Below are 20,924 nucleotides of genomic sequence, written 5' to 3'. Positions count from 1 at the left end.
CGAATTATGCTCGACCTTGTTGCCGTCGGCGCTAGATAGTCAGGCAGATGAAACCGGAAGCCATTGATGATCACCGTTCACTATCTCGACAATTCCCGCGCGCATCGCATTCTCTGGCTGCTAGAGGAACTGGGCCTCGCATATGATGTGAAGACCTACAAGCGCACATCCGACTATCTGGCGCCGGCGAGCCTGAAAGCGGTCCACCCGCTCGGAAAGTCACCGGTAATCGAGGACAATGGCAGAGTGATCGCCGAGAGCGGTGCGATCATGGACTACCTGATCGAGACCTATGACGGGAAGACGCTGGTTCCGCCCGCGGGGACGGAGGAGCGGTTACGCTATCGCTACTGGATGCACTATGCCGAAGGCTCAGCCATGCCGCTTCTGGTGATGAAACTGGTCTTCGCCCGCATTCCGGGCCAGGTCCCATTCTTTATCAGGCCGGTGGCGCGGATGATTTCGGAGGGGGTGCGCCGCAAGCTGATCGATCCGCAGTTTGCCGATCATCTGGCCTTGTGGAGAACAGAGCTTGAACGGGATGGCTGGTTTGCCGGCGACAGGTTTTCAGTGGCCGATATCGCGATGAGCTTTCCGGTCGAAGGAGCAATGTCGGCGATCGGGCGCGATCAGGATACAGCCGTGCTGAGACGATGGATGGAAGCGATCCGGGCCCGGCCGGCCTATCAGCATGCCCTGCAGCGCGGCGGCGAATATCGCTACGCGAAAAGCTAAACCGCAATGGCGTGATGGAACGCTTTATCCTAATGTGACGTTGAGCAGGCGAATTGAAGCCTCGGAGGAGACAGCATGGAATGGAAGGGCCGACGTCAATCGGACAATATCGAGGATCGCCGCGGCAGTTCCTCCGGCGGCGGCATGGGGCGCAACCCGTTCGGCCGCTCCGGAATCCAGATCCCTATGGGCGGCAGGCGCGGAGGCGGTCTGAGCTTCGGCATGATCATCTTCCTCGTGGTGGTCTATTTCATCCTGAAGGCGATGGGCATCGACATGCTGCAGGTTCTGGGCGAGGGCAATGTGTCCGGCTCTGGCTCGGGTTACGAACAACAGGTCGGTGAAGCGCCGTCAGGGCCAGCGAACGACGAAATGACCGCCTTTGTCCGCACCGTTCTTGCAGAAACCGAGACCACCTGGGACGGCATCTTCAAGGCGTCCGGCGAGACCTATCAGAGGCCGACGATGGTGTTGTTCGACGGTGGAACGACTTCGCCCTGCGGTCAGGCATCGTCTGCGACCGGGCCGTTTTATTGCCCCGGCGACAAGAAGGTGTATCTCGACACGGCTTTCTTCCGTCAACTTGAGCAACAGTTTGATGCGGCCGGCGACTTTGCCCAGGCCTATGTGATTGCGCATGAGGTTGGCCATCATGTGCAGAACCTCACCGGGGTGTTGCCGGAGTTCAATCGCCAGCGTCAGGCGATGGGCGAGCGAGAGGCCAACCAGATGTCGGTGCGCGTCGAGTTGCAGGCGGATTGTTATGCCGGGATCTGGGCGAAGAGCGCCGACAAGGAAGGTATCCTGTCGACCGGAGACCTGGAAGAGGCTCTGAATGCCGCCCAGCAGATCGGCGACGACACGCTGCAGAAGCGCAGCCAGGGTTATGTCGTGCCCGATGCCTTCAACCACGGCACATCGGCACAGCGGATGAAGTGGTTCAAGCGGGGATACGACAGCGGCAGCGTCGGCTCCTGCGATACGTTTTCGGGAAACATCTGAGTATTTTTAGTTGAGGATCGGCGTTCAGGCTTGCCTTGCAGGCCTGAACGCCGATTTTTTGCTTCTCAAGAATTTGCGATATGCGGGATCAACCGATCAACAGAGCGGTACCCCAGAGACCGACGGCAAATACCGTGTGCGCCACCAGATTGAGGGCGCGTACCTTGGTGGGATTGGGCGTTTTCGAAGCGGCCCAGCCGATACCGAGACCCGGCTGCAGCAGAAACCAGCCGGCGCCGACCGTGACGATGCCGAGGATCCAGGCGGGCAGGAAGGTGGGATTTGCAAACCAGGCCGGCCCGACCAGAACCGCCAGTAAGATGCCATAGAGGATGCCGACGGCGTAGTGGCTGATCCAGCCCAATGCCAGTTCATGCGCGTAGGGTTCGGCATTGGCAATGCTGTCGTGGAAGACCTTGCCGTTCTTCAGATGCCAGAACCACCGACCGACCGGCGCCCAATTGGCTTTTGGCTGGCCAAATGCGCGCCAAAGGACAATCGCCCAGACGTCCATCAATACCGTTGCGCCCGCACCGATGATCACGCCGCGCCAGATCAGTTCAAACATGAGATGCCGTTCCTAGAAGAGGAAATCATTCCTTACTCTAAACGCTGTCTCCGGGGAAACGGAAGAGGGCGGCAGATTTTCCTCGAGGAAAGGTGCGTCGATCACGGCCGGATCCGGTCTTTGCCGGGCCCGGCCGCAACGTTCTGCCTCGTCGATTACTTCTCGCTGTCGAGATGGGCCATCTGCGCCTCGGCATAACGGCTTCCAGCGGCAGAGCCTTTCGGGACAGCCGCCTCGATGTCGGCCAGGTCCGCGGCCGTGAGCGTGAAGGCCGCAGAGCCGAGCGCCTCTGCGAGGCGGTCGCGGCGGCGGGCGCCGATCAGCGGCATGATGTCATCGCCCTGAGCCATGACCCAGGCAATGGCGGCCTGTGCCGTGGTCATGCCCTTCGCGGCGGCAACCTTGCCCAAGGCTTCCGCCAGAGCCAGGTTGCGGGCTTCGTTATCACCCTGGAAGCGGGGGCCGTGGGAACGGAAGTCTCCAGCGACATTGCCCTGTGCTGGCCGCCAATGGCCGGAAATCAGGCCGCGCGACAGGACTCCATAGGCGGTGATGGCAATGCCCAGTTCGCGGCAGACCGGCAGGATTTTGTCTTCGAGGGTGCGCGAGACGAGCGAATATTCGATCTGCAGGTCGGCGATCGGATGGACCGCTGCCGCGCGCCGGATGGTCTCTGCGCCGACTTCCGAAAGGCCGATATGGCGCACATAGCCGGCCTTAACCATCTCGGCCACCGCGCCGATCGTATCTTCGATCGGCACGTTTGGATCGAGGCGCGCTGGACGGTAGATGTCGATGTAATCGGTGCCGAGGCGTTGGAGCGTGTAGGAGAGGGAAGTCTTTACGGCAGATGGCCGGCCATCGAAGCCGATCCAGTTGCCGCCGGGATCACGCTGTGCGCCGAACTTGACGCTGAGCAGCGCCTTGTCGCGCTTGCCGCCTTTCAGTGCCTCGCCGAGCAGCATCTCGTTGTGGCCCATGCCGTAGAAATCGCCGGTGTCGAGCAGCGTCACGCCGGCTTCGAGTGCTGCGTCGATGGTCGCCAGGCTCTCGCTGCGGTCCGAGGGGCCGTACATGCCGGACATGCCCATGCAACCCAGACCAAAGCGCGAGGCTTCCGGGCCGGTCTTTCCAAGTTTCATCGTCTGCATTCTCATTCTCCCGTCTTCGCCGGCCGCTGCGTTGCGGCTGGTGTTGGGGTTCTTTTATCTCGGCGCCACTTGTGCGATAATCCGTTCATTATCGTACGGGTTGTTTGGATATCAGAACAATGAGTGATCTGCCGCTGGCCGAACTCGATGCCTTCGCCGCGATTGCAAGGCTGCGCAGCTTTCGAGCGGCCGGCAAACAGCGCGGTGTTTCGGCGTCATCGCTGAGCGAAGCGATGCGACGGCTGGAAGCCCGGCTCGGCGTCCGGCTTCTCAATCGCACGACGCGCAGCGTGACCCTGACCGATGCGGGGCAACGTCTTCTTGATCGGCTGGCCCCGATGCTGGGCGAGATCGAGGCGGCGCTCGACGGGCTGAACAGCGTCCGTGACCGGCCGGCGGGTCGGCTGCGGTTGAACGTTCCAGGCATCGTGGCGCGCTGCGTGTTGCCGGACATCGCCTGCCGGTTCCTCAAGCTCTATCCGGAGATCGTACTGGAAGTGACGAGCAACGATGCGCTGGTCGATGTGCTGGCACAGGGATTCGATGCCGGCATCCGCTACGAGGAGTCCTTGCAGCAAGACATGATTGCGCTTCCGATCGGACCACGCCGGCAACGGTATGTCGGTGCCGCGTCGCCTGACTACATCGCGCTTCACGGCGCGCCGCAGCATCCGAGCGAGCTTGTCGATCACCCGGCCATCCTGCACCGCTTTTCCAGCGGACGCATGCAGGCATGGGCCTTCGAACGGGGAGAGGAAGCTGTGTCGGTTGCTCCGGTGGCACGGATGATTGCCGATTCCATCGACATGGAGATCGCCGCGGCCAAGGCGGGGCTGGGGATGATTTTCACGTTCGAGGACTTCTTGCGGGATGCGCTCGCATCGGGTGAACTGGTGCAGGTCCTGCCGGAATGGGAGGAAGCATTTTCCGGACCCTTCCTCTACTACCACAGCCGCAAATACATGCCGGCGCCGCTTCGCGCCTTTGTCGATTTTGTCCGCGCCGAGGGACGATAGGCCGAGGGGCCGAGGGGCCGAGTAGGCCTGACATTTCTCGACGCTGGCAACAAAGCAGCAATGCCGCCGGACCGGACGTCCCGATCCATGCAGAAACCGGTCTTTATTTGCCGGGTGCGCGACGCATCAATCGGATTGATCATCCGGCCAATAATATTTCTTGATCTGTTTTTAGGCTTGCGGTCTAAAATTTCATCAATTAGTCAAGGTCAAGCGCCGCTCGCCAGCCAAAACTGGAAGCGGCTTTTTTCGTCTTGGATATCTGTCATGCAACAATTCGTCCGATCCCTTGCCGCCCACGATGCCGGCGGTAGCTGGAATTCGCATTTCCGTGCGACATTCGCGCTCGGGATTCCCTTGATCGGGTCTCAGCTGGCGCAGTTGGCCATCCACACGACCGATGTGGTGATCGTCGGCCAACTCGGCGCCCAGGCACTGGCGGCCATGGTGCTTGCCGGACAGTTCTTCTTCACCATCTTCGTCTTCGGTTCCGGCTTTTCGATTGCGGTCGTGCCGATGGTCGCGCAGGCTTATGGCCGCGGAGACGTCGTCTCCGTGCGCCGTTCGATCCGCATGGGCATGTGGGTGTCGATCCTCTATACGCTGCTGACGGCGCCACTGTTCTACAATGCGGAAGCCATCCTGCTGGCGCTTGGCCAGAAGCCGGAAGTCGCGGCACTGGCGGCCAATTATGTGCAGATCATCCAGCTCGGACTGTTGCCGGCGCTGCTGTTTGCCGTCTTGCGTGCTCTGGTCAGCGCGACGGGCAGGGCAGGGATCATTCTTTATGTCACGCTGGTGATGCTGGTGATGAACGCGATCCTAGCCTATGCGCTCGTGCTTGGCCATTTCGGCTTGCCTGCGCTCGGCATGACGGGCGCTGCAATCGTTGCCGTGATCGTGCATGTGTCGAGCTTCCTGTTCATGGTCCTCTATATCCAGACCCGGCCCGAAACACGCGCCTATGAGTTGTTCGTCCGCTTCTGGCGGCCGGACTGGCATGCCTTCCGCGAGGTCCTGATGCTTGGCGTGCCAATCAGCGTCACCATTCTTGCCGAAGTCAGCCTTTTCACCGCAGCATCGCTTTTGATGGGGCGTATCGGAACGATCGAACTCGCGGCGCACGGCATTGCCTTGCAGCTGGCTTCGATCGCGTTCATGATCCCGCTCGGCCTGGCGCAGGCGGCGACCGTGCGCGTCGGACTGGCGCATGGACGCGGCAACTATCCGGAGCTGATACGGGCGGCGGTGGCGGTCATGGTGCTTGCCAGCGTCATCTCGCTTGCGGGTGGCGTCCTGTTCATGGCGATCCCGCACCTGCTTGGCGGCGCGTTCATCAACAAGAATACGGCGGATGCTGCGGCGGTTCTAAGCTATGCCGGACCGCTGATCGCGATCGCCGGGATCTTCCAACTGGTCGACGGAGTGCAGGCGGTTGCCAGCGGCCTGCTGCGTGGTCTGAAAGATGCGCGTGTACCGATGATCCTGGCGCTGATCTCCTATTGGCCGATCGGCTTCCTGCTCGCCTGGGTCCTGGCCTTTCCGCTCGGTCTCGGCGGGATCGGCATCTGGATCGGCTTTCTGGTCGGCCTGACGAGTTCGTCCGTGCTGCTATGCGCGCGTTTTCTGCACAGGGTTCGTCACGACATGAAAACGGCCCGGATCTGATCCGGGCCGATTGATGTTCTGCTGGTGAAGCGTCGAGGGTGCTGCGATCAGCGCTCGGCCAATGCCGGCTCGCCCTTGTTCTCGCGCACCATGTTGATGAAGCGGCGGAACAGGTAGTGGCTGTCCTGCGGTCCGGGGGATGCTTCCGGGTGATGCTGGACCGAAAATACCGGCTTGCCCTTGAGGCGCAGACCGCAATTGGTGCCGTCGAACAGGGAAACGTGAGTCTCTTCAACACTCTCCGGCAGCGACTTCGAGTCGACCGCGAAGCCGTGGTTCATCGAAACGATCTCAACCTTGCCGGTGGTGAAGTCCTTGACCGGATGGTTGGCGCCGTGGTGGCCCTGGTGCATCTTCTCGGTGGTGCCGCCAAGCGCCAGGCCAAGCATCTGGTGGCCGAGGCAGATGCCGAACAGAGGCTTTTCGCTCTTGACCAGGTTCTGGATGACCGGGACGGCATATTCGCCGGTGGCAGCGGGGTCGCCCGGGCCGTTCGACAGGAAGATGCCATCCGGATTGAGTGCGAGTATGTCTTCGGCCGAGGTCGATGCCGGCACAACCGTGACCTTGCAATCCAGTCCGGCAAACAGGCGCAGGATGTTGCGCTTCACGCCGAAGTCGACGCAGACGATATGGTATTTGGCATCTGTTTCGCCGAGCGTGGTATGGCCGTTCTCCCAGGACCAGTCCTTTTCGTTCCACACGGACGACTGGCCGGAGGTGGCGACCTTGGCGAGGTCGAGGCCTTCGAGGCCGCTCCAGGCCTTGGCTTCGGCCTTCAGCGCCTCGATGTCGAAGACGCCGTTCGGGTCATGGGCGATGACGGCATTCGGTGCGCCATTTTCGCGGATCCAGGCGGTCAGCGCGCGGGTGTCGACGCCGGAGAGGCCGATGATGCCACGGGCCTTCAGCCAGCCGTCGAGATGGGAGGCGGCGCGATAGTTGGATGGCTCGGTGATGTCAGCCTTGAAGATCGTGCCGACGGCGCCGTGGCGCGCGGCAGGCGTCAGGTCCTCGATGTCTTCCTCGTTGGTGCCGACATTGCCGATATGCGGGAAGGTGAAGGTGACGATCTGGCCGAGATAGGACGGGTCGGTCAGGATTTCCTGATAACCGGTGAGCGCCGTGTTGAAGCAAACCTCGGCCTGGACCTTGCCGGTCGCACCGATGCCGTGACCTTCGATGACCGTCCCGTCAGCAAGAACGAGAAGGGCGGTCGGCTTGCGGGTGGTCCAGGGGGCTGTCGCGGTCATGGTCGTTCCTTGTTCGCCCTCGCGCCAGCCCACTTGTCAGGGCGGCTTCCAAGGGCCATCTATGTTGCAGATCGAGGGCGCGCGAAGTCGCGCGTGTTCGGCCCTGATGACAATTTCGTGCAGGTGCCGAGCAATAGACGGATCGATCCGTCAGGTCAATTCTTGAGTTTGAAGGCTTGCGGATTTCTCCCAAGCCATTTCAAGGGTTTGTGCAATTTGTTTGCACTGCCGAAGATGTCTGGCTATGAAACGGCTCAGAGAACAAGGAAAAGCCACAATTCGACACCGTCCGCACTGGCTTTTCCGCGGAGAAGAAAATGATACGCGATATACTCGCCAATACGATGAAAGAAGCCCTGAAGGCCAAGGATGTTCGCCGCACCTCGACCGTGCGTCTGATCCAGGCGGCGATCAAGGATCGGGATATCGCCAACCGCGGTCTTGGCAAGGATCCGGTCAGCGACGATGAGATCATGCAGATCCTGATGAAGATGATCAAGCAGCGCGACGAATCGGCCAGGATCTATGCCGAAAATGCGCGGCCGGAACTGGCAGCTCAGGAACTGGAAGAAATTGAGATCATCCGATCCTTCATGCCCGAGCAGATCTCGGAAGAGAAGGTGCGGGCGCTGTGTGCCTCGGTGATCAATGAAACCGGCGCGCAAGGCCTGCGCGACATGGGCAAATGCATGAATACGCTGAAAGAGCGCTATCCGGGGCAGATGGACTTTGCCAAGGCTTCGGGCCTGGTCAAGGACCTGCTCAAGTAGATCTGCCTTTCGGCATGGACTTCAGAAACGCCGCCTTCGGGCGGCGTTTCGCATTTCTAGCCCCGCATTTCAGCCCTTGGAGCGCTTCTGCTCGCTGATGAAGTGACGCAGCACCGCGTTGATGCGGGTCTGGTAGCCTTTGCCGGTCTGCTGGAAGAAGTCGATTATGTCTTCGTCGAGGCGGATGGAGATCGCCTTCTTCTTCTGAGGGTGGACCATCACGGCCTTGGACCAGTCGATGTCCATCAGATCGCGCCAGTCCGGATCGTCGCGCATGGCGCGCTCGATATCCTCGTCGGTCAAGGCATTGACGCGGGCCCAGTCGGTCTTGTCTTCGCCCTGGGCCTTCATCTTGCGGATTTCTTCAAAGGTATAGCTGACGATATGCTCTTTGCTCATTGTCGCGTGCAGCCCGGGCTGAAATGATCCGACATCTGGTGCCGCGCATCGTATAGACGACAGCAATCAGTTTCGATGTGTCGGGGCATATTGCCAGCGTCCGAGCTTCTCCGTTTCTGTCTGATTTCAGTTCGAGCCGAGATCCTCCAAGCGCAACGACTGCCCGGAGGAAGTCGATGCCGTGCTTTTCGAGGTTCGAGCGCCGTTTGGCTTCGTCCCAGTCGAAAGCCCAGTCCTCGAACGGCACGTCATCCAGGCTCTGCATGATGACGTCCGCCGATGATCACGATGAAGTCAGAGTGTATATACAGTTGTCATTTTCGTCAACGGCTGTGAATAGCGGGTATGATCGGCAAAAGGCGTGGCATTGCGCCTTCTGCCCGCCTATATGAAACTCAGCCAGCAGGGACAATTATGCGCTTTTCCAACGACTTTCTCGACGAGATCCGTGACCGCGTGCCGATTTCGGCCGTGATCGGCCGTCGTGTGACCTGGGATCGCAAGAAGACCAATGCGCCGAAGGGTGACTATTGGGCCTGCTGCCCGTTTCATGGCGAGAAGAGCCCAAGCTTCCATTGCGAGGATCGCAAGGGGCGCTACCACTGCTTCGGCTGCGGCGTTTCGGGCGACCATTTCCGTTTCATGACCGAGATGGAGGGCTTGAGCTTTCCCGAAGCGGTGCAGCAGATCGCCGACATGGCCGGCATTGCCATGCCGCAACCCGATATGCAGGCGGAACGCCGCGAGAAGGAACGCACGACGCTGCAGGACGTCATGGAACTGGCAACGCAGTTCTTCCAGGACCAGTTGCAGACGGCGAGCGGCGCCCGGGCGCGCGCCTATCTGCGTGAGCGCGGCCTGTCGGGCAAGACGATCGAGACCTTCCGGCTCGGCTACGCGCCGGAGAGCCGGAATGCGCTGAAGGAGTATCTGTCGGGCAAGGGCGTGCCGAAGGAGCAGATCGAGGCCTGCGGCCTTGTCGTGCATGGATCCGACATTCCGGTGTCCTATGACCGCTTCCGCGATCGCATCATGTTTCCGATCCTGTCGTCGCGCGACAAGGTGATCGCCTTTGGCGGCCGTGCGATGTCGCCGGACGCGATGGCGAAATATCTGAACTCGAATGAAACCGAGCTCTTTCACAAGGGCAATGTGCTCTACAATTTCTCGCGCGCACGTCGTTCGATGCAAGGGGCGGGCGGAGCCGAGACGCTGATTGCCGTCGAAGGCTACATGGATGTCATTGCGCTTTATCAGGCTGGTATCGAAAATGCCGTGGCGCCGCTGGGCACGGCTTTGACCGACAACCAGTTGCAGTTGATGTGGAAGACGACGCCAGTGCCGGTCTTGTGTTTCGATGGCGACGGGGCCGGTCAGCGGGCGGCGTTTCGCGCCGTCGATCTGGCGCTGCCGCATATCAAGCCTGGTCAGTCTCTGCGCTTTGCCATGCTGCCCGACGGCAAGGATCCCGATGACCTGGTCAAGCGCGACGGGCGTGCACCTTTCGATCGGGTGATGGCGGAGGCCCGGCCGCTTGCCGAAATGGTCTGGTTGCGCGAAGTCGGCGGTGGCGGTTTCGATACGCCGGAAAAGCGGGCCGAACTCGAGGCGCGGCTGAAGCAGATCGTCACCGTGATCGCCGACGAGAATGTGCGCCGGCATTATCAGCAGGATGTCCGCGACCGGCTTTACAGCTTCTTCCAGTCGACCCAGCCCGGTCGCCAGGATCGTCGCGGCGGCGGCGGTTACGAGCAGGGCAATCGCGGCGGAGGCCGCAATGACCGGGGCGGGCAGGGTGGTCAAGGTGGCGGACGGTTTGGCGGGCGAACACCCGGGCCATCCGCTGGTGGTGGTGGCGCCATTTCAGACCGGCTGGCGCGCTCAGGCCTGGTGCGCGGGCATCAGGAGCAGCCGGCATTGCGCGAGAGTGTTCTGGCCCTGACCGTGGTCAACCACCCGCAACTACTTGAAGACGAATATGACGAGATCGCGGCTGTCGACTACGAAAACCCGGCGCTGCAGAAGCTGTGGTCCTCCCTGCTGACGGCCGTTGCCGAAGGTGGTCCTTCGCTGAGCCGCGAGACGCTGATGGCGCGGCTCGACACCCATGGCCATGGCACGACGCTGCGTAACCTCGACCAGCAGATCCGCAATGCCCGGCTGTGGACGGCGACCGAGATCGCCGCACCTGAAGATGCGCGCGAAGGCTATCGTCAGGCACTGTCGCTCTACAAGCGGGCGCGGGCGCTGAAGCGCCAGCGCATCGAGCTGGAGCGCGAGGTTGCCGATGCGACCGAAGCGGATGACGGCGATCGTATCGATCAGTTGATCAATGCCTTGCACGAAGTCCAGCTTGAAGTCGCCCGGATGGAGAACCAGGAGGCGATCATCGATGGATTCGGGGTCATGTCCGGCCGTGTCAAAGGCCCGGCAACAGGTCACAGCTCGTAGCCTGCGTGGCGGATTCGAGGTTGCGCGCGTTTTGCAAATGCGGGATGGAACATCAGCAGACCTTTATGCACGGAGCGCATCGTGTCGTCAGATGAGCTCGAACTCATAGCCCCCGGAGCGCGAGGCCGTCGGTCACCCTGGCGGCTGCCCGTTGTGCTTTGGTGGATTGCGCGTATCGGCACCACTGGCTATTCGCCGCGCATCCGCCGGCGGCTGGCGGTGACCAATGTGATCTCGGCGATGTATAGCCTGATCACCATACCTTATATTCTGTTCTACATGCTCTATGACGGGTTGGGGCTTTTGCCGGCGATCATCGCGTTTGCACCGCAGGTCGTCTTTTATGCCGTAACGCCGTTCTTTCATCGCTTCGGTTCGACCGCCGGCGCCGTCTATCTGTGCACAATGTGGCTGATCTTCGGGCTTGCCAGCTGCCTGTTCTTCGGTCGCGATTCAGGTCTGCAGTTTTTCTTCCTGCCTGGGGCGGCTGCCTCCATTCTCGTTTTCGGTGCCGAGCGGCTGGCTCTGTCGGGACTTGTCGCGCTGATTGCCCTGTGCGCCTTCCTTGTGGTCGAGATTGTTCTCGTTCAGCCGATTTCCTTCGTCCATGTCGAACCTGTGTTTCTGCAGGTTCTGTACTACATGACGGTGCCGTTCACGTTCCTGCTCATCTTCACCACCTCCTTCTTCGCCTTCAAGGAGGCGGCGCAGGCGGAGACCGCGCTGGAAACCGAGTATCGCTTCTCCGAGCGCCTGCTGCAGAATATCCTGCCGCGCGCGGTCGCCGACCGCCTGAAGGATCATCGAACACAACTGGTTGCCGACCATGTCGATTCGGCAACTATCCTGTTTGCCGATATCGTCAACTTCACCCCGCGCGCTGCGCGCTGGGGGCCGCAGCAGGTGGTGGCATTCCTCAGCCAGATCTTCGGCCGCTTCGATGCAATTGCGATGAAGCATGGTCTGGAGAAGATCAAGACGATCGGGGATGCCTATATGGTGGCAGGTGGTTTGCCGGAGCGCCGCGAAGATCATGAAGAGGCGGTCGCCTTGATGGCGCTGGATCTGCTCGAATGCTGCCGAACAATCTCCGAGGAGATCGGCGAGCCGGTCGAAGTGCGAATCGGCATGGATACCGGACCTGTGGTGGCCGGGGTGATCGGCCCGAACAAGCTGCTCTATGATGTCTGGGGCGATGCGGTGAACACGGCGGCGCGAATGGAATCACTCGGTGTCGCCAGCCGCATCCAGGTGGCGGACTGCCTGAAGAAACGCCTCGAAGATCGATTCGAGTTCGAATTGCGCGGTCCGATCGAGGTGAAGGGGAAGGGGCAGATGCGCGCGTGGTTTCTGGTGGGCTTGAAGACGTGAGCGAGGCAGTTTGCGGCGAATGCTGTTCAATTGCCTGCGCCCCTTGTTTCTTCCGCCCAACAACCTACATTCCCGTCAACAGGTGTATAAGCCACCGCGTGGCGTCTATTTTGTTGTTTTTCTGGGCATTCGATGTGGAAAAGCTTGACGCCAAGAAAAATTGTGGGAATCACCAATTCAGCAACACAAGGGTGAAGTGGGTTCAGACGGATCTCTGGTATGATGACCGGTCATGCGGATATTCAAGAGTTCGGTGCTGCGGCCGCAATGCCTTTAGTTAATCAGGAATTAAGCAACACTCCGTTAGGTCAGTGACAGCTATCCGCCCGGGCGAGTGGTCCGCTCTCCTTTTGCCCGGCGGTGGGCAGCATGATCAGACGTCAGGGAAAGCGACGAGATAAATGGCATCGAAAGTCAAAGAAAACGAAGAAGCCGAAAGCGAACGCGACGGCGCGACAGACGGTCCGCTTCTCGATCTTTCGGATGACGCAGTCAAAAAGATGATCAAGGCCGCCAAGAAGCGCGGCTATGTGACCATGGACGAGTTGAATTCGGTCCTGCCGTCGGAAGAAGTGACGTCCGAGCAAATCGAAGACACGATGGCGATGCTGTCGGACATGGGTATCAACGTCGTGGAAGACGAGGACGCCGAAGAGCAGACGGCGAGCGAAGATACCGACGACGCTGACGACAACGAAAGCGAAAGCAACGAGCTGGCACCGTCTGCCGGAACCGCCGTCGCGACCGCCAAGAAGAAAGAGCCGACCGATCGTACCGACGATCCGGTGCGCATGTATCTGCGTGAAATGGGCTCCGTCGAGCTTCTGTCGCGCGAAGGCGAAATCGCCATCGCCAAGCGCATCGAGGCTGGCCGCGAGACTATGATCTCCGGCCTCTGTGAGAGCCCGCTGACGTTCCAGGCGCTGATTATCTGGCGCGACGAACTCAACGAAGGCACCACGCTGCTGCGCGAGATCATCGATCTCGAAACCACCTATTCCGGTCCGGAAGCCAAGGCTGCGCCGCAGTTCCAGAGCCCGGAAAAGATCGAGGCTGACCGCAAGGCTGCCGAAGAGAAGGAAAAGGAGCGCGCCAAGCGCCGCCCTGTCGCCTCGGGCGACGACGACATCACGTCGATCGGTGGCGAAGGCATGCCGCAGGAGGAAGAGGAAGAGGACGAGGACGAGAGCAATCTGTCTCTTGCCGCCATGGAAGCGGAACTTCGTCCGCAGGTCATGGAGACCCTCGACCTGATTGCCGACACCTACAAGAAGCTGCGCAAGCTGCAGGACCAGCAGGTTGAGGCGCGTCTTGCCTGTGCCGGTACGCTGTCGTCGGGCCAGGAGCGCCGCTACAAGGAACTGAAGGATCAGCTGATCACGGCCGTCAAGTCGCTGTCGCTGAACCAGAACCGCATCGACAGCCTCGTCGAGCAGCTTTACGACATCAACAAGCGCCTCGTTCAGAACGAAGGCCGCCTGCTGCGTCTGGCCGAATCCTATGGCGTCAAGCGCGATTCGTTCCTTGAGCAGTATTCCGGTGCCGAACTCGATCCAAACTGGATGAAGTCGATCGCCAATCTTTCGGCCCGCGGCTGGAAGGATTTTGCCCGCGAGGAAAACCAGACGATCCGCGACATCCGCGGCGAGATCCAGAACCTGGCAACGGAGACCGGTATCTCGGTGACCGAGTTCCGCCGGATCGTGCATATGGTGCAGAAGGGCGAACGCGAAGCGCGCATCGCCAAGAAGGAAATGGTCGAAGCGAACCTTCGCCTCGTCATTTCCATCGCCAAGAAGTATACGAACCGCGGTCTGCAGTTCCTTGACTTGATTCAGGAAGGCAATATCGGCCTGATGAAGGCGGTCGACAAGTTCGAATACCGTCGTGGTTACAAGTTCTCGACCTATGCGACCTGGTGGATCCGTCAGGCGATCACCCGCTCGATCGCCGACCAGGCCCGCACGATCCGTATTCCTGTGCACATGATCGAGACGATCAACAAGATCGTTCGTACCTCGCGCCAGATGCTGCATGAGATCGGCCGCGAGCCGACGCCGGAAGAACTGGCCGAAAAGCTGGCCATGCCGCTCGAAAAGGTCCGCAAGGTCCTGAAGATCGCCAAGGAGCCGATCTCGCTCGAAACCCCGGTGGGTGACGAAGAGGATTCGCATCTCGGCGATTTCATCGAGGACAAGAATGCGCTTCTGCCGATCGATGCGGCCATTCAGGCGAACCTGCGCGAGACGACGACCCGCGTTCTGGCGTCGCTGACGCCGCGCGAAGAACGTGTTCTGCGCATGCGTTTCGGCATCGGCATGAACACCGACCATACGCTGGAAGAGGTCGGCCAGCAGTTCTCGGTCACCCGCGAACGTATCCGCCAGATCGAAGCCAAGGCGCTGCGCAAGCTGAAGCACCCGAGCCGCTCCAGGAAGCTCAGAAGCTTCCTGGATAGCTAGCCCATGGGCAAGCTGCGGTCGTTCCTCGACAGCTAAATGCGGCGAAGATCCTGATTTTCAAAACCCGGCGGCGACGCCGGGTTTTTTGTTGAGTGCTCTCCATCGGAATTGCCTGCATAGCCAACCTTCACCATTGTTTCCGCCCCAATCGTTGCTAAGTATCGCTCGATGGTAGAAGCAAGATCGATGCGGTGGCGACGTTTTGGCGGGGGCTTGGGTATCTCCTTGCTGATCCATGCTGCCGTGGCCGCGGTCTTGTTGTTCAATTTCGCCTGGCCTGAGCCGGATGAGCCGGAACAGCCGCCCGAGGAGCCGGTGGTCGAGGTGACCCTCGTGCCACCGCCAGAAGAACCGGCAGAGGAAGAACCGGCACCGGAAGCGCCGGTGCCGGAAGAAAAGCCGCCGGAGCCGGTAGAGGCGGAAGCGCCACCACCACCGCCACCGCCAGCGCCTGCTGCGGAACCCCCGCCACCGGAAGCGCCGCCTGAGACACCGGAGAAGGCAGCGCCGGATGTCACGGCCCCGCCGATCCTGCCCATGCGGCCTGTGGTCCAGTTCGGCGACAAGGATGCGGGTCCGCGCAAGGCCGATGATGGCAGCGCCGCTCTGGATCCGGCCGAGACGGCTGCGGAAGAGCCAGTCGAGCCGCCGCCTGTGGTGGAACCGGAAGAGCCTGCCGAACCGCTCAAGGAAGAGGCGGCCGCGGCCAAGCCATTGCCGGAGATAGCTTTGCCGGAAGCTGATCTCGAAGGCCAGGTGCCGGATCCTTCAGCCGACGGCGAGGCTCTGAGCGGGGAAGCCATCGCGGCGCTGAACGAAGCCGATGTCAAGGAACCGGAGACACCGGTGGATGAGGCCAATGTCGGTGCCGCGGCGCCGAAACTCGACGAGGCGAAGAAGCTGTTTTCGACCGTGATTTCGAGCGATCCTGCGGCGATGACGGCGATGAACGGTCTGCCGCGGGAAAGACGGGCGGACCAGTTGTGTACGACCGAACTGCGCGAGCAGTTGCGCAATGCCTCGCCGCCGTTCCGGCCGGAGCTTCTGCCCTCTTTCGGATTGAAGAAGGGCAATATTCTGGCGCCGGCGAAGACCGCGTTCCGGGCGTCCGGCCAGTGGTATGACCTGAGTTTCCGCTGCGAGGTCGATGACGGGGCGACCAAGGTCGTCTCGTTCGGCTTTTCCGTTGGTGACGCCATTCCAAGATCGGAATGGCGCGCGCGGCGCTTTCCGGATTTCTGATCAATCCGCTTCAATCAGCCAAGCAAATTGCGGATCACCCGCATGAACACACCTGCGCCGATGGCGATCAAGGCGTCGGGGAAATCGTAGTCGGGATTGTGCAAGGCCGAATGCTTCTCGCCTGAGCCGAGGAAAAACATCGCAGACGGGGCGACGGCGCGCAGGCGGCCGAAATCTTCCGAGCCACGCATCGGCAGATCGCCTTCGTCATGCGGTATCGATTCTTCGTCCAGCGCGCGGGCCAGATGTGCGACCGCTTCGGGCGCATTGTCGCAATGCAGGAAAATGTCGTGATAGCTGGTCGACAGCGCGAGGCCATGGAGGGACGCGGCCTCTGCTGCCAGCGCTTCGGCGCGGGCGCAGAGTTCCGCCATGCGGTCGTCTACCAACGTGCGCAGCGTCACCCATACTTCGCCATCGCCGGGTGCAATGCCGAAGGCTTCCTCGCCGAGCCAGGCATGGGTGACCGTGGCGAGGGTGAAGGCCTCATCTGGTGGAGCACCATGCGACAGGGCCGTCAGCGCCGGCATCAGGCCGGCCATCGCTGCCATCGGCGATAGGCCGGTTTCGGGCTGCGATGCATGGGCGGTCTTGCCGGAAAAGCGGATCTTCATGCCGCGCGAGGCGCAGTTGACCGGACCGGCCTTCAGCGCGACGTGGCCGAGGGGCATGCCCGGCAAGTTGTGCAGCGAAAAGGCGAAGTCAGGCGTGATGTCCGCAAAGCGCGGATCGGCCAGGACCGCTGCGGCGCCGCTGCCGTCTTCCTCCGCCGGCTGAAACAGCAGCACGACCCGGCCGCTCTTCGGTGGCTGGCGGGAGAGACCGAGCGCCAGGGCGGTCAGAATGGTCGAGTGTCCGTCATGGCCGCAAAGATGGCCCTTGCCGGGGATCGTCGAGCGATAGGCGGCGGTGGATTTCTCCACGATCGGCAGGGCGTCCAGTTCCGAGCGGAAGAGCAGGGTCGGGCCTGAGGTTTCTCCTTCGAAAACGGCCGCCACTCCATGGCCGCCCAGACCGGTGATGATCCTTGCAGGCGACAGGGGTTTCAGGACGTCGACGATGCGTCTTGCCGTTTGCTCCTCCTCGCCGGACACTTCCGGATGGCGGTGCAATTCCTGACGGAAGTCGATCAGATCGACGATATCGCGATTGCTGAGAAACATGACGGCTATCCTCCTGCGTGGCCGGGCATCAACCGTTCTAGCCGAGCTGCAGGGTGGCTGCATCCGCAAAGCATTGGTTGTCCGGTTAGCGCACAAGATTGAGCGCGATGGATGCCATGATGACAGCGATTGCACCATCCAGAACGCGCCAGGCGAGCGGCTTGGCAAACAGCGGTTCGAGCAGTCTGGCGCCGAAGCCCAGCGAGAAGAAGAATGTGAAGGATGCGACGATGGCTCCAAAGGCGAAGGCGGTTTGATGGCCAGGATAGCGGGTGGAGATGGAGCCCAGGAGGACGACCGTGTCGAGATAGACATGCGGATTGAGCCAGGTGAAGGCAAGGCAGGTGGCGAGCGCCGGCCACAGCCGCGTCTCCTGGCCCTCGGTCGCCCGCAGAGCGCTTGCGCCGGTGATGCTCTGATGCAGGCTGCGCAGCGCGTAGATGACCAGGAACGCAGCGCCACCATAGCGCATGACCGGCTCCAGCCAGGTCAGGGTCGACAGGATGGTGGCAAAACCGGCAACGCCGAGCGCAATCAGGATCGCATCGGATATGGCGCAAGTCAGCACGATCGGCAGGACATGCCGGCGCAGCAGCCCTTGTCGCAGGACAAAGGCATTCTGGGCGCCGATCGCGACGATCAAGCTGAGACCGAGCAGGAGGCCGGCAATCAGGGCAGTGGACATGGATGCTCCTTCTTCGTGGAGCTTTGACTACCGTCAGTCGTTGGATTAGAAAAATTAAAAATTCTTTGTTCGGATTAGGCTTTCTAATGATGGATTCAGCCCAGTTGACTGCATTGGCCGCCGTCTTGCGCAGCGGCAGTTTCGAGCGGGCGGCCCGCATGCTCGGCGTGACATCCTCGGCCATTTCGCAACGGATCCGCGCACTGGAAGAGCAGGTGGGAAGTCCGCTGATCATCCGCTCGCAGCCGTGCCAGCCGACTGAGGCCGGTCAGAGGCTGTTTCGCCATGCGGAGGAATTGACTCTGCTGGAGCAGGGGCTGCGGCGTGACCTGGGCCTTGATCAGAGGGAACGAAATGCGGGTGCTGTCTGGCCGAGCCTGCGGATTGCGGTCAATGCCGACAGTCTCGCCACATGGTTTGTGCCGGCGATGGTGGCCGTGCCGGAAACGCTCTTCGATCTGGTGCTCGACGATCAGGATCACAGTGCCGACTGGCTGCGTCGTGGCGAGGTGCGGGCGGCAATCAGCGGTTCGTCGCAGCCGGTGCAGGGATGTGACTGCCGGCCGCTTGGCGCCTTGCGCTACATCGCGACGGCGAGCCCCGACTTCCATCGAGACTGGTTCGGCGACGACGGCGTTACGGCGGTGACACTTGCGCGGGCACCTGTGCTTACTTTCAACGTCAAGGATCAGTTGCAGTCGCGCTGGGCCGAGGGAGCGACCGGATGTGCCGAGATCGGGCCTTCCCACTGGTTGCCATCCAGCCAGGCCTTTGTCGATGCCGCCATTGCCGGGCTTGGCTGGGGCATGAATCCGCAGGTTCTGGTGGCGGGGCATATCGCCGAAGGCCGGCTGTTGCCGTTGATCGATGCGCGTCCCTTGGATGTACAGCTCTATTGGCATGTCAGCCGGTCGATCAAGGCGCAGTTGGCGCCGCTGACTGCGGCGGTGGTTGAGGCTGCGGGAGCGGTCTTGCGCCCGATCAAACGGCTGGTCGAAGACCAATGACCTTGCCTCTGGCGATGACGGGCCTATCTAATCCGACAGGAAAAGGAGCGTTGCCTATGTCCCTGAAGGATCAGACCCTTGCCGTGATCGACGCACTCAACCGGCGTGATTTCGATCGCCTGATCGCAGCCTTCGAGGAAGACGCGGTGCTTGATCTGCCCGATGGTATCAGGGTGATCGGTCATGCCTCGTTTCGCGATACGCTGTCTGCCTATGTGCTGCGGCATGACGTGTCGCTGGCCGACATGCTGGTAATGATCGATGACGCGGAAATGCGCGTTGCCGTAGAATGTACGCTGAAGGGCAGCGACCACCGCGGCGTCGATGCCGAAAACGGCAACGACGCAGGACCCTATTCGCTTCCGGCGGTGGTGGTGTTGGCGCGCGAAAGCGATGTCTTCAACCGGCTGAGCCTGTTTGCCGCGATCCGGCCGTGAATGCCCTCATGCCAGATAATCCTCAAGGACCTTGACGATCATGTCATGATCCTCCTGCGATTTCAGGCCCGACACGGTGATGGCAGCGACAACCAGGCTGCCGAGACGGACCGGGAAACTGCCGCCATGGTCAGCATAGTCGAGCGGATCGAGGCCGAGATCAGGCGTGACGCCGCGATCCTTGCTGCGGTTCAGTTCACCGATCCGCATCGAAGCCTTGTGGAAACGCAGCGCAACATTGCTCTTGCGGCGCGCCCAGTGGTCATTGTCGGGCGAGGAGCCGGGCAGGGCGACATGAAAGAGTGTGCGGTCGGGGGTGCGGATGTCGATGACCACCGGCGCCTTTTCCGCCAGGGCTTGCTTGACCAGCGCCTGCCCCACCTCGAGTGCTGTGATTTCATCAAAGGTCTTGAAGACCAGCTGTTTTTCCTGTTTTTCCAGCGTGTCGAGCAGGCTCATCATTCATCCTCCTGAGTTTGCCAGAGACTAACCACAGGGAATGGCCGCGCCAAGCGGCAGGCGGGTTTGTCCCGCCACAAATGCGACGAGTATGCGGATCGGGAGACTGGAATGGCCATCGGACTGATCGACATTCATACGCGCGGGCAGGGGCTCTATGAGTTTACCGAAAAAGCGGCTGCCTTCCTTGGCGAACATGAAGCCGAGGAAGGCCTGCTGACCGTATTCGTGCGGCATACATCCTGTTCGCTACTGATCCAGGAGAATGCTGATCCGTCGGTGCAGGTCGATCTAAAGGCATTTTTCGGTCGGCTTGTGCCGCCAACCACCGACCCCGCGATGCACTACATCATCCATCGCGACGAAGGACCGGATGACATGCCGGCCCATATCAAGGCAGCGTTGCTGCCGGTGTCATTGGGCATTCCGTTTGCCAGCGGGCGGCTGCTGCTGGGTACCTGGCAAGGCATCTATCTCTTCGAGCATCGCGATCATCCGCATCGACGCCAGATCGTTCTGCATCTGTGAAGCCTGCCTGTGATTTGCATGAATGCCGGCTGAATGCCGGCTTCGGGCTGCGTTCAGCCGGACGCAACTATTCTCTCCTCAATCGCTCGCAACGGCGGGATGGACAAAGGGCCAGGCGCCCGGAAATCGAAGAGGAGAGAGAAATGATCGACATGATTCGCAAACTGGGTATGGCCGCTCTGGTATCCGTCATGGCCGTGACCGGCCTTGCCGCCACGACATCCACGGCTTCGGCCGACAGCTGGGGCGTTTACATCGGCGGCCCGGGCTATGGCGTCGATTACCGCGATGGTCCGCGCCACTGGGACCGCGGCCCGGTCATCGATGAACGCGATCGGCGTGGAGAACGCGGTCGCCGCCATGAGCGCGCCGAGCGCCACGGCCGTGGCGACTGCCGTCCGAACCAGGCTGTCGAAAAGGCGCATTGGAGCGGCCTGCGCCGGGCACAGATCATGGACATCACGCCGCGCCGTGTTGTCGTTGGCGGTGTGCGCCGCGGCGATTTCGACCGGATGGTCTTTGCCAATGTGCGCGGTTGCCCGGTGATTCGTTACTGA

The 20,924-nt window shown here is 61.2% G+C and carries 22 protein-coding genes; 13 read left to right on the top strand and 9 right to left on the bottom strand.

The genetic code is table 11. The features are described from left to right. Positions 1–66 precede the first annotated feature (66 nt). Together GVK95_RS08565 and GVK95_RS08560 are read left to right on the top strand one after the other, a co-directional pair. Positions 67–735 carry a glutathione S-transferase gene (locus GVK95_RS08565; RefSeq protein ID WP_159948525.1) on the top strand — a complete coding sequence of 223 codons (669 nt, stop codon included), beginning with the start codon at positions 67–69 and terminating at the stop codon, positions 733–735. A gap of 75 nt (positions 736–810) precedes the next feature. Continuing rightward, positions 811–1,737 (top strand): neutral zinc metallopeptidase, encoded by a 927-nt coding sequence (locus tag GVK95_RS08560; protein WP_159948524.1) that lies wholly within the window; start codon positions 811–813, stop codon positions 1,735–1,737. A gap of 88 nt (positions 1,738–1,825) precedes the next feature. On the opposite strand, the gene GVK95_RS08555 is transcribed toward GVK95_RS08560, so the two are convergent. Then, positions 1,826–2,305, bottom strand: coding sequence for a DUF2938 domain-containing protein (locus GVK95_RS08555; RefSeq protein WP_159948522.1), 480 nt, complete (start codon positions 2,303–2,305; stop codon positions 1,826–1,828). Positions 2,306–2,460: 155 nt separating this feature from the next. After that, a complete protein-coding gene (locus GVK95_RS08550) occupies positions 2,461–3,456 on the bottom strand; it encodes an aldo/keto reductase (protein ID WP_159948520.1) in 996 nt (331 codons plus the stop codon). A 119-nt stretch (positions 3,457–3,575) separates the two neighbouring features. On the opposite strand from GVK95_RS08550, the gene GVK95_RS08545 reads away from it, so the two are divergent. Then, positions 3,576–4,472 carry a LysR family transcriptional regulator gene (locus tag GVK95_RS08545; protein WP_159948518.1) on the top strand — a complete coding sequence of 299 codons (897 nt, stop codon included), beginning with the start codon at positions 3,576–3,578 and terminating at the stop codon, positions 4,470–4,472. A gap of 267 nt (positions 4,473–4,739) precedes the next feature. Then, positions 4,740–6,140 carry an MATE family efflux transporter gene (locus tag GVK95_RS08540; RefSeq protein WP_159948516.1) on the top strand — a complete coding sequence of 467 codons (1,401 nt, stop codon included), beginning with the start codon at positions 4,740–4,742 and terminating at the stop codon, positions 6,138–6,140. Positions 6,141–6,187: 47 nt separating this feature from the next. Here GVK95_RS08540 and carA read toward each other — a convergent pair whose 3' ends face one another. Beyond that, positions 6,188–7,393 carry a glutamine-hydrolyzing carbamoyl-phosphate synthase small subunit gene (gene carA, locus GVK95_RS08535; RefSeq protein WP_159948514.1) on the bottom strand — a complete coding sequence of 402 codons (1,206 nt, stop codon included), beginning with the start codon at positions 7,391–7,393 and terminating at the stop codon, positions 6,188–6,190. Positions 7,394–7,710: 317 nt separating this feature from the next. Here carA and GVK95_RS08530 point away from each other — a divergent pair, with 317 nt between their 5' ends. Beyond that, a complete protein-coding gene (locus GVK95_RS08530) occupies positions 7,711–8,163 on the top strand; it encodes a GatB/YqeY domain-containing protein (protein ID WP_159948504.1) in 453 nt (150 codons plus the stop codon). Between the two features lie 69 nt (positions 8,164–8,232). Here the strand turns inward: GVK95_RS08530 and GVK95_RS08525 are convergent, their stop codons facing one another. Then, entirely contained in the window at positions 8,233–8,562 is a 330-nt protein-coding gene (locus GVK95_RS08525; protein WP_159948502.1) for a BrnA antitoxin family protein, read from the bottom strand. Further along, complete coding sequence (locus tag GVK95_RS08520) at positions 8,528–8,827, bottom strand: BrnT family toxin (protein ID WP_159948500.1); 300 nt, start codon at positions 8,825–8,827, stop codon at positions 8,528–8,530. The genes GVK95_RS08525 and GVK95_RS08520 overlap by 35 nt, the downstream gene beginning before the upstream one ends. Positions 8,828–8,976: 149 nt before the next feature. Between GVK95_RS08520 and dnaG the strand changes: the two genes are divergently transcribed. The 3 genes from dnaG (at position 8,977) to rpoD (ending at position 14,846) form a co-directional block, all read left to right on the top strand. Continuing rightward, complete coding sequence (gene dnaG, locus GVK95_RS08515) at positions 8,977–11,013, top strand: DNA primase (protein ID WP_159948498.1); 2,037 nt, start codon at positions 8,977–8,979, stop codon at positions 11,011–11,013. Between the two features lie 81 nt (positions 11,014–11,094). Continuing rightward, a complete protein-coding gene (locus tag GVK95_RS08510) occupies positions 11,095–12,384 on the top strand; it encodes an adenylate/guanylate cyclase domain-containing protein (RefSeq protein WP_159948496.1) in 1,290 nt (429 codons plus the stop codon). 401 nt (positions 12,385–12,785) lie between these two features. After that, entirely contained in the window at positions 12,786–14,846 is a 2,061-nt protein-coding gene (rpoD, locus tag GVK95_RS08505; protein WP_159948494.1) for an RNA polymerase sigma factor RpoD, read from the top strand. Positions 14,847–14,878: 32 nt separating this feature from the next. On the opposite strand, the gene GVK95_RS25025 is transcribed toward rpoD, so the two are convergent. Beyond that, a complete protein-coding gene (locus tag GVK95_RS25025) occupies positions 14,879–15,112 on the bottom strand; it encodes a hypothetical protein (protein WP_200844249.1) in 234 nt (77 codons plus the stop codon). On the opposite strand from GVK95_RS25025, the gene GVK95_RS08500 reads away from it, so the two are divergent. Beyond that, positions 15,102–16,088, top strand: coding sequence for a DUF930 domain-containing protein (locus GVK95_RS08500; protein WP_244618695.1), 987 nt, complete (start codon positions 15,102–15,104; stop codon positions 16,086–16,088). The two genes, GVK95_RS25025 and GVK95_RS08500, sit on opposite strands and share 11 nt — an antisense overlap. 14 nt (positions 16,089–16,102) lie before the next feature. Here GVK95_RS08500 and GVK95_RS08495 read toward each other — a convergent pair whose 3' ends face one another. Together GVK95_RS08495 and GVK95_RS08490 are read right to left on the bottom strand one after the other, a co-directional pair. Continuing rightward, a complete protein-coding gene (locus GVK95_RS08495; RefSeq protein WP_159948490.1) occupies positions 16,103–17,251 on the bottom strand; it encodes an amidohydrolase in 1,149 nt (382 codons plus the stop codon). Between the two features lie 85 nt (positions 17,252–17,336). After that, positions 17,337–17,936, bottom strand: coding sequence for a LysE/ArgO family amino acid transporter (locus GVK95_RS08490; RefSeq protein ID WP_159948488.1), 600 nt, complete (start codon positions 17,934–17,936; stop codon positions 17,337–17,339). Positions 17,937–18,022: 86 nt separating this feature from the next. Between GVK95_RS08490 and GVK95_RS08485 the strand changes: the two genes are divergently transcribed. After that, complete coding sequence (locus GVK95_RS08485; protein ID WP_159948486.1) at positions 18,023–18,943, top strand: LysR family transcriptional regulator ArgP; 921 nt, start codon at positions 18,023–18,025, stop codon at positions 18,941–18,943. 56 nt (positions 18,944–18,999) lie between these two features. Then, complete coding sequence (locus GVK95_RS08480; RefSeq protein ID WP_159948484.1) at positions 19,000–19,380, top strand: nuclear transport factor 2 family protein; 381 nt, start codon at positions 19,000–19,002, stop codon at positions 19,378–19,380. Positions 19,381–19,386: 6 nt separating this feature from the next. Here GVK95_RS08480 and GVK95_RS08475 read toward each other — a convergent pair whose 3' ends face one another. Then, positions 19,387–19,842 carry a heme-degrading domain-containing protein gene (locus tag GVK95_RS08475; protein WP_244618694.1) on the bottom strand — a complete coding sequence of 152 codons (456 nt, stop codon included), beginning with the start codon at positions 19,840–19,842 and terminating at the stop codon, positions 19,387–19,389. A gap of 108 nt (positions 19,843–19,950) precedes the next feature. Here GVK95_RS08475 and GVK95_RS08470 point away from each other — a divergent pair, with 108 nt between their 5' ends. Together GVK95_RS08470 and GVK95_RS08465 are read left to right on the top strand one after the other, a co-directional pair. After that, positions 19,951–20,367 (top strand): secondary thiamine-phosphate synthase enzyme YjbQ, encoded by a 417-nt coding sequence (locus GVK95_RS08470; protein ID WP_159948480.1) that lies wholly within the window; start codon positions 19,951–19,953, stop codon positions 20,365–20,367. A gap of 152 nt (positions 20,368–20,519) precedes the next feature. Continuing rightward, positions 20,520–20,924, top strand: a complete 405-nt coding sequence (locus tag GVK95_RS08465) for a hypothetical protein (RefSeq protein WP_200844248.1) — start codon at positions 20,520–20,522, stop codon at positions 20,922–20,924.

The sequence above is a fragment of the Rhizobium sp. 18065 genome (genome assembly GCF_902706095.1).
Classification (GTDB): domain Bacteria; phylum Pseudomonadota; class Alphaproteobacteria; order Rhizobiales; family Rhizobiaceae; genus Allorhizobium.
Note: the sequence above shows the minus strand (reverse complement) of the source record. Positions and strands in the feature narration are given on the sequence as shown.

What these genes read in the sequence shown, in the direction of transcription:
- GVK95_RS08565 (WP_159948525.1), top strand. Translation starts at nt 67, where the DNA reads ATGATCACCGTTCACTATCTCGACAATTCCCGCGCGCATCGCATTCTC.
- GVK95_RS08560 (WP_159948524.1), top strand. Translation starts at nt 811, where the DNA reads ATGGAATGGAAGGGCCGACGTCAATCGGACAATATCGAGGATCGCCGC.
- GVK95_RS08555 (WP_159948522.1), bottom strand. Translation starts at nt 2,305, where the DNA reads ATGTTTGAACTGATCTGGCGCGGCGTGATCATCGGTGCGGGCGCAACG.
- GVK95_RS08550 (WP_159948520.1), bottom strand. Translation starts at nt 3,456, where the DNA reads ATGCAGACGATGAAACTTGGAAAGACCGGCCCGGAAGCCTCGCGCTTT.
- GVK95_RS08545 (WP_159948518.1), top strand. Translation starts at nt 3,576, where the DNA reads ATGAGTGATCTGCCGCTGGCCGAACTCGATGCCTTCGCCGCGATTGCA.
- GVK95_RS08540 (WP_159948516.1), top strand. Translation starts at nt 4,740, where the DNA reads ATGCAACAATTCGTCCGATCCCTTGCCGCCCACGATGCCGGCGGTAGC.
- carA (WP_159948514.1), bottom strand. Translation starts at nt 7,393, where the DNA reads ATGACCGCGACAGCCCCCTGGACCACCCGCAAGCCGACCGCCCTTCTC.
- GVK95_RS08530 (WP_159948504.1), top strand. Translation starts at nt 7,711, where the DNA reads ATGATACGCGATATACTCGCCAATACGATGAAAGAAGCCCTGAAGGCC.
- GVK95_RS08525 (WP_159948502.1), bottom strand. Translation starts at nt 8,562, where the DNA reads ATGAGCAAAGAGCATATCGTCAGCTATACCTTTGAAGAAATCCGCAAG.
- GVK95_RS08520 (WP_159948500.1), bottom strand. Translation starts at nt 8,827, where the DNA reads ATGCAGAGCCTGGATGACGTGCCGTTCGAGGACTGGGCTTTCGACTGG.
- dnaG (WP_159948498.1), top strand. Translation starts at nt 8,977, where the DNA reads ATGCGCTTTTCCAACGACTTTCTCGACGAGATCCGTGACCGCGTGCCG.
- rpoD (WP_159948494.1), top strand. Translation starts at nt 12,786, where the DNA reads ATGGCATCGAAAGTCAAAGAAAACGAAGAAGCCGAAAGCGAACGCGAC.
- GVK95_RS08495 (WP_159948490.1), bottom strand. Translation starts at nt 17,251, where the DNA reads ATGTTTCTCAGCAATCGCGATATCGTCGATCTGATCGACTTCCGTCAG.
- GVK95_RS08490 (WP_159948488.1), bottom strand. Translation starts at nt 17,936, where the DNA reads ATGTCCACTGCCCTGATTGCCGGCCTCCTGCTCGGTCTCAGCTTGATC.
- GVK95_RS08485 (WP_159948486.1), top strand. Translation starts at nt 18,023, where the DNA reads ATGATGGATTCAGCCCAGTTGACTGCATTGGCCGCCGTCTTGCGCAGC.
- GVK95_RS08480 (WP_159948484.1), top strand. Translation starts at nt 19,000, where the DNA reads ATGTCCCTGAAGGATCAGACCCTTGCCGTGATCGACGCACTCAACCGG.
- GVK95_RS08475 (WP_244618694.1), bottom strand. Translation starts at nt 19,842, where the DNA reads ATGATGAGCCTGCTCGACACGCTGGAAAAACAGGAAAAACAGCTGGTC.
- GVK95_RS08470 (WP_159948480.1), top strand. Translation starts at nt 19,951, where the DNA reads ATGGCCATCGGACTGATCGACATTCATACGCGCGGGCAGGGGCTCTAT.
- GVK95_RS08465 (WP_200844248.1), top strand. Translation starts at nt 20,520, where the DNA reads ATGATTCGCAAACTGGGTATGGCCGCTCTGGTATCCGTCATGGCCGTG.